9 protein-coding genes are annotated in these 6,863 nt (G+C 64.9%); 2 read left to right on the top strand and 7 right to left on the bottom strand.

Translation table 11 applies throughout. The features are described 5' to 3' along the window. Positions 1 to 76: 76 nt before the first annotated feature. From FN976_RS28590 to FN976_RS28560, 7 genes are all read right to left on the bottom strand, one after another. Entirely contained in the window at positions 77 to 1,156 is a 1,080-nt protein-coding gene (locus tag FN976_RS28590; protein ID WP_255440892.1) for a TolC family protein, read from the bottom strand. Positions 1,157 to 1,196: 40 nt separating this feature from the next. Continuing rightward, complete coding sequence (locus tag FN976_RS28585) at positions 1,197 to 1,562, bottom strand: hypothetical protein (RefSeq protein WP_145897481.1); 366 nt, start codon at positions 1,560 to 1,562, stop codon at positions 1,197 to 1,199. Positions 1,563 to 1,668: 106 nt separating this feature from the next. Continuing rightward, positions 1,669 to 2,088: a hypothetical protein gene (locus FN976_RS28580; protein WP_145897479.1), complete on the bottom strand. Its 420-nt coding sequence runs from the start codon at positions 2,086 to 2,088 to the stop codon at positions 1,669 to 1,671. A gap of 85 nt (positions 2,089 to 2,173) precedes the next feature. Then, entirely contained in the window at positions 2,174 to 2,533 is a 360-nt protein-coding gene (locus FN976_RS28575) for a DUF4148 domain-containing protein (protein WP_145897477.1), read from the bottom strand. Between the two features lie 167 nt (positions 2,534 to 2,700). Then, complete coding sequence (locus tag FN976_RS28570; RefSeq protein WP_145897475.1) at positions 2,701 to 3,669, bottom strand: tripartite tricarboxylate transporter substrate binding protein; 969 nt, start codon at positions 3,667 to 3,669, stop codon at positions 2,701 to 2,703. Between the two features lie 18 nt (positions 3,670 to 3,687). After that, positions 3,688 to 4,875, bottom strand: a complete 1,188-nt coding sequence (locus FN976_RS28565; RefSeq protein ID WP_145897473.1) for a threonine synthase — start codon at positions 4,873 to 4,875, stop codon at positions 3,688 to 3,690. Positions 4,876 to 4,952: 77 nt separating this feature from the next. Next, complete coding sequence (locus tag FN976_RS28560; protein WP_145897471.1) at positions 4,953 to 5,405, bottom strand: hypothetical protein; 453 nt, start codon at positions 5,403 to 5,405, stop codon at positions 4,953 to 4,955. Positions 5,406 to 5,503: 98 nt separating this feature from the next. Between FN976_RS28560 and FN976_RS28555 the strand changes: the two genes are divergently transcribed. Next, positions 5,504 to 6,430 carry a LysR substrate-binding domain-containing protein gene (locus FN976_RS28555; protein WP_145897468.1) on the top strand — a complete coding sequence of 309 codons (927 nt, stop codon included), beginning with the start codon at positions 5,504 to 5,506 and terminating at the stop codon, positions 6,428 to 6,430. 93 nt (positions 6,431 to 6,523) lie between these two features. After that, a partial coding sequence (locus tag FN976_RS28550; RefSeq protein WP_222432903.1) for a hypothetical protein occupies positions 6,524 to 6,863 on the top strand: 340 nt, incomplete at its 3' end.

Here is a 6,863-nt window from a genome sequence, read left to right as displayed (position 1 = left end):
CACAACCGTCGGGCCGCGCGGGGTTATTCACAGTTGAAAGACCGTCTGAGGGTGATCAGCACGCCGAACATGGAAGTCAGAACATCCGAACAGCCTGATCAGATTGGTCGAATTCCGCAGCCAGGGACTGCGCGTTCATGCTGGCGCGCTGGGCCCCGCCCCAGTCGAAGATCGGAAGCCGGATCTCCAACTCATAACCCCTGCGATGGCTCTTCTCACCGGAGTGGTTGTCGAAGACGGTGTCGCGGCGGACCCCGGCCTCGACGTCAAACAGGCTGTTCAGGAGTGACAGGTTCTGCGATTTCCCTGCCACGTCGAGTTGCAGGCGAGCCAGCTGAACGTCGATCCGCTGCTGGAGCGCCGACGCGCTGACGCCGGCGGCGGCCTTGGGTTCCTTCGGCAGATCCGGCAGGCGATCCGGCAGCATCAGCTGCGTCGCCTGCGCGTCCGTCAACCCGAGCAAACGCACCAGTTCCTCGCGCGCGGCCGTGACCGCATGCTGCGCCGAGGCCAGCTGCGCCACTGAATCGGCATAGAAGGCCTGCTGCCGTACCCGTTGCAACTTGGTGAAGTTCCCCACCGCCTGCATACGCCTGGCCAGCTCCGCGCTAGCCTGGGCCGATCGGTTGACCTGGTCGGCGTACTGCAGCAACTGCTGAGCGGCGACGGCCCGAACCCAGGCCTGCCTGACCTGGCTCACCTGCTCGACCACGGTGCCGCTCAATTGGACCTTGGCTTGGGCGACCTGGTTGCGGGAAATCACCTGGCGCTGGGGGAGAGTGAGGAGGTCCAGCAGGCCGATCGACAGCAAGCGCCCCAGCTCCAGTTCGTCGCCGGCGCGGATGCGTTCGAACGTGAAGATGGGATTGCCGATCCGACCTGTCTGGTTGGCGGCGGCCATGTCGGCCCAGCTTTGCGCCACCAGCGCCTGCATGGACGGACTGTTCGCCAGGGCCAGTTGCACGGCGTCGTCCATGGTCAAGGGCTTGGCCAACAGCTGCTCGCTGAGCTGGCCTCGCAACTGGCGCTGCCGCTCGGTTCGACTGAGCTCCAGCTTGCCCTGGGTGAAGTCCTGAGTCGATTGATTGGCTTCCTGCAGCGCCTGATCGATGTTGACGCTCGCGCATCCAGCAAGGAGGAGCACGGCGGCGCCCACACCGGCAACTCGAAAGTTTCTGTGCATTTCTTTTCGCCCTCTAGGGTTTGGTCTGGCTGGCGGCGGGTTTCGGCGCACTCGCCGCGGGCGTGGCGTGGCCGGCATGCCCTTGTTCCCCCTGCCCTTCGGCCGCTACCTTGGCGTAGGCTCGCCAGCCGCCGATCTTGCCGACCGTGTCGTTGGCTTCCTTCCAGGGCACCATCTTGCTTTCGCTGTAGGGCTGGTAGCCCTCCAGCGCCGAGCGGTACTCGCCCGGCGCCGCCTGCGCTCGCGCAACGGGAGCGGGCGTGGCGACTGCGGACGCGGCGGCGCGCGCTGGGGGAGCCGCTGGCGTCTGGGCCGACGCTGCCAGCGTCAACAGACCCGATGAGACTGCCAGCCATCGGGCCAGCATGGGATAAAGCATGGGAACCTCGCGTTGTTCATGGGGATGTACCGCCATCGCCGAAACGGCATGGCGGACGAACGAATGCACCCACGGGGGCCGGCCAAGCCGGCGCCCCTGGATGCAATCAGGCGCGAGGTGGTTTGTCGGGGACCTGGGAAGGTCGGGCGTGAATCAGCACGAAGGGCTCGTCCAACTCAGCCTGGGGCACTGGCGCGAAGGCGACCAGCTGGGGGAACTCGGTGATGGCGACGACATTGCAGCAGGAGGCGCAGACAGCGCACTTGTGGGCAATGTCGGGCAGCTTCTTGCCGGCGCTGTCGGTGGTCTTCTTCGCCTGAACATCGCCTGCATGGCTGTGCTTGGAGTGGTCGTGCCCTGCACTGGCAGTACGACTGCTAGGCGCCAGATCCGCTTGCATCACCGCCAGTTTGCCCGGCCCATGATGCCCGCCCATTCCGCAAAACAGCATGGACGAAGCCGCCAATCCCTGCAACGGGATAGCGGCAACGATCAGCCAGGCGAGGAACAGACGGAAACGCGACATGGTCGGCGGATTCTACTGAGACTTGTCGCGCTTGTGGTCAGGGGACACGTTTACGCACACTTGCTGCGGTCTTTCGGCCGTGCGACTAGCGCGCTTCCACCCAACCGATTTCCCCGGGGACGAAGCGCATGCCGTCCGGCGTCACGGGGCTCTTCTGCCAGGCGCGCAGCTCCGCCTCGACCTGGTCCCGCGAGTTGCTCAGCCTGGGGCCTTGGACCAGCGGATAGGTGCCCGGATAGCCGCGGCTGATCCAGCTGAGCGTGCCGTCGCGCTGGGCGCCCATCACGTTCGTGCGCACTTGATCGCGAGTGAGGCCGCCGGCCTGGTGCAGCGGCAGGAAGGTCACGCCCTCCTCGGCGTTGCTGGGATGGTAGAGCTGGGTGGCGAACGACGTGGAGGCGACAGCACCCAGGCTGACGGCGAACAGAACATGGCGAAATTTCATGATGGTCTCCTAAGACTCTGGCGGACCACAGTAGCCACTGCCAGGTGAGGCAAGAGCCTTGCATCACGGAACAAAGTCTAGGAAGAGCCAGCGCACGGCAACCCAACAGATACATTACAGATTGGTTATCCGGTGCGTTGACTTGATGGACGCACCTGTCGCGGGTCCTACTCAGGCTTCACGCCCGCTTTTCTTGCGATGGCGCCCCACCGGTCGACCTCATTGCGCATGAAGCTGCGCAGCTCATCCCGGGTGGAGCCCTTCAGGTCAATGCCCAGGGTGTTGAGACGCTCGCGCGTGGCCGGGTGGTTCAGCGCGGCCACCACTTCTGCGCGCAGGCGCTCCACGATTTCGATGGGCGTCGTCGCCGGAGCGACCACGGCCCACCACTGGTTGAAGTCCATTCCCTCGATCCCGACTTCGCGCGCCGTGGGGACACCTGGCAACGCCGGCAACCGGCTCGGACCTGTGACCATCAAGGGCGAGAGCTTGCCCGCACCGTGCAGCGAGCTCCCGCTCGCCAGGGTCGCAAAATGCGCTGCCACCATTCCAGCCGCCACGTCGGTCAGCGCAGGCGCCGAGCCGCGATACGGCACCGGGATGTACTTGAAGGTGCCGCGCGAGGCCAGCACCTCGGCCGCGAGGTGGCTGCTGGAGCCGGCACCGCTATGCGCCACGGCGAGCGGCGCTTTGCCGCTCTTCGCGCGCTGGAGAAAGGCCTTCATGTCGCCCGTCTTGAATTCGCTCGGCGTTGCGAACAACACCAACGGTGAGGTTCCGACCAGGCTGACGGGGGTGAAGTCGCGCAGGAGGTCGTAGGGAAGTTTCGCCACGACGGCCGGAGCAATGGCGTGGGGCAGTTCGACCATGGTCAGGGTGTAGCCATCGGCTGGGGATTTCGCAGCGGCGTCGGTACCAATTTGGCCGGAGGCGCCGGAGCGGTTGTCGACCACCACGCTCTGGCCCAGGCTCTCGCTCATTCGCTGCGCGATGGCGCGTGCGATGGCATCGGTGCTGCCGCCCGGCGCCCAGGGCACGATCAGTCGAATCGGTTTGTCTGGGTAGGCCGCATGGGCCGCGGCGCCAAAGAACGCCAGGCAAGCGGCGACGATGAGGGATGGGAATCGGCGGAACATGGGGGAGGTCCTTTCAAACTACGAGATCGCTGCAGGATCGAACGGGTCGCGGTCGCCCTTGGCGGTCAGGACGAGCAGCACGTGGTCGGAGGCGGCGAAGCTGTGGTCTGCGAGCAGTTGGGCCGTGGCGGTCACGCCGCTGCCTGCACAGAGTTCCACCCAATAGCCCTCGCGCGCCAGGCTCGATGCGCCGCGATGCGCCCCGATGTCATCGACGACGACGGCGCCGCCACCACTGTTCCGAACGGCAAGCACCTGTTGCAGCGTGACCGTGCCGCCGGCAATAGAGAACTGCGCCGTTTCTCCGGAAAACTCGCGCTGTGCGGGCTCACCTTCCAACACCTTTGTCAGGCGCGGGAACGGCTCGACGGCCCAGAGCCGAGGCATCCGATCAATCAGGCCGGCGGCGTGCAAATCCCTGAACCCGCTGTAGACGCCCCACAGGAGATCGCCCCGCGCCGTGGGTACCAGGACATGGTCAGGAACGCACCCCTCAGCCGCGCACTCGAGGGCGACAGCACGATATCCTTCCACGCCGAACACCGGGCTGCCGACCGGGGGCAAGCAGTAGTTTGTCAGGGCGAAGGCGCCATCGTCTTCGACACGGCGGCGCACGTGTTCCCATCGCTGCGCTCCACGGTCAAAAGCGATTCGCTGGGCGCCCAGCCGCTGCAGCGCCGTCACAAAGGCCTGGGGCATGTTGCGGTAGGTCGCGACCTCGCAGCGCAGGCCCGCGGCCGCGCAGTAAGCTGCGGCCGATACCGCCGCATTCCCGCTGGAGGCCAGGACCACCGTCTCGGCTCCGGCTTCCAGTGCGCGGGAGACGGCCTGCGCGGACATGCGGTCCTTGTGCGAGCCTGTGGGATTCATGCCCTCATGCTTGACGCTGAGTCTCGCGATCCCGAGTTCGCGCGCGAGCCTGGGCAGCTCCAGGCAGGGGGTGCTGCCCTCACCCAGCGAGACGCCTTCAAGGTACGGAAGCCACTCGCCCCAGTGGAAACCGGAAGGGGACGGGCGGATAGAGGACGGCAGTTCGCTATAGACGGCCTCCAGGCTGGACGGGCGGGCCGCCGCCTCGCATGCGGGGCAGCCGCGCGGATGGTCGGCAAGCGGCAGAATCAGCGAGCAGCTGATGCACCGCAGGTGCGACAGGCGCGGGTTGCGTGTCGGCTGCAGGTAACTGGGAGAAGACGGACTTCGATTCATGCTGTTCGCGTCAGGTTTGGGTAGCGTGATGATTTGGCGCGAGTGAATCCATGACCGCCGTTGGGCGGCCCATGGGTCTACTTGGAAGGAGCCGCCTCGATCAGCTTGAGCGCCTGCTTCATGTTCTCCACAGCCTCGGTCTCCAGCGCCTCATAGACGGGCTTCTCGTGGTTGAGCTGCGCGAAGATTTCGCGGGCCTTGGCCACCTTCGCGGGGTCGTTGGTCTTGGGATTGGCCAGCGCCGCCTCCAGTCGCTTGTACTCGCTGGAGAGGAATGCGGGCTGCTCACCCAGTTCGCGCAGGCCGGAATTGGTGAGGCTGCGGATGCGCAGCAGCATCTTGATGTCGGCCTGGTCCATCTGGCCCTGGGCGCGCTCCAGCGCCAGGCGCGCCTGGATCGCCTCCTTGCTATCCAGCTTCCGCGTCGCCGCGACCTGCTGATATTTCGCGATGTCCGGGCTGAAATCGTGGGCCTGGGCGGCCGAACCCAGCGCCAGCAGGGCGGCAATCACTGTGACTCGAATGCTCATGTCCTTCTCCTCGTCTGATGGTTGAGAACATTGGCAGTCTAGGATCGGGACGATAAGATGATGGATAGATTCGTTATCAGTCAATAACTGAGGCTTATATGCGTGTCACCGAGATCGAGACCTTTCGAGCCATCATGACCAGCGGTTCTGCGCGCAAGGCGGCAGCGCTCCTTGGTGTGACGCAGCCCGCCATTAGCCAATCGCTCAAACGCCTGGAGACCGAGGCAGGCTTTGCGCTGTTCCAGCGCCTGCGCGGCAGGCTGCACCCGACGCCTGAGGCGAAGGCCTTGCTGGTGGAGGTCGAGCGCATGTTCGTCGGCCTGGGTGCCATCGAGCATCGGGTCAAGAGCCTGCGGGAATTTGGTGTCGATCAATTGCAGGTGGCCTGCTATCCCGCCTTCGGCCTTGGGTTCATGCCCCGGTGCCTGAAGCAACTGATGGCCTCTGCCGCGAAGAGCCCGCGACCCCATGTTTCACTGCAGGTTCTCAGTTCCAAGGAAGTGAAGGATCGAGTGGTTTCCGGCCTGGCTGACTTCGGGCTGATGGCCGACGAGGTCTCCGTCGACGGCTTGGAGCCGACCACATTCGCGACGTTTCCGGGCGTGGTCGTGATGAAGAAGGGGCACCCCCTTGCCAGGCACAAGCAGATCCAGCCGGAGCAGCTTGCAGAGCTGCCCTTTCTGGCGCTGAACCCGGAAGACGCATCCAGGCGCAGGTTGGACGCCAAGCTCGCCGAGCACGGCGTCACCTTGTCGGTGTCAATTCACACGCCCTACGCCGTCAGCGTTTGCGAGATGGCACTGCACGGTCTTGGCGTGGGCGTCATCAATCCCATCACGGCCCTCGACTACGCCGACCGCGGCCTGGTGGTTCGCAAGTTGAGCGTGGACGTGACGTTCTCCTGTTTCTTAGCCATCCCTGCCGGCCAGGTCTTGTCAGGCACCGCGAAAAAATTCCTGGCGATCATGAGGGCGCAGTTGCAGGCGGACAATCAGAAGCTGCGGGAGTACCTGAAGGCCGCGTGAAGTGGGTTGGCTGCAAGGCATCGCGCTGAGAAAGATGGGCAACCACGGCACCATCGATATAGTTCACGACCGCCTGACCAAGATGGATCCGCCATGACCATGTCGCCTCGCACCCGCAAGCTGATGCTCACCGCCCACATCACGAGTTCGGTTGGATGGTGCGGCGCTTTGGCCGTATTCCTGGCGCATGCCCTTGTCGGTCTGGTGAGCAAGGAAGACCAGGTCGTGCGTGCGATGTCGATCGCGATGGGCGTGACGGCGTGGCTGGTGATCATGCCCTTGAGTCTTGCCACGCTGGCAACGGGCCTGACACAAGCGTTGGGCACCGCCTGGGGACTGCTGCGCCACTACTGGGTGCTATTCAAACTTTTGCTGACAGCAGTGGCCACCGTCGTGCTGCTGCTGAAGCTGGGGCCGATCAGTGTGTTGGCCG

Origin of the sequence: Caenimonas sedimenti (genome assembly GCF_007833165.1) — a bacterium.
Lineage (GTDB): Bacteria > Pseudomonadota > Gammaproteobacteria > Burkholderiales > Burkholderiaceae_C > Ramlibacter > Ramlibacter sedimenti.
Note: the sequence above shows the minus strand (reverse complement) of the source record. Positions and strands in the feature narration are given on the sequence as shown.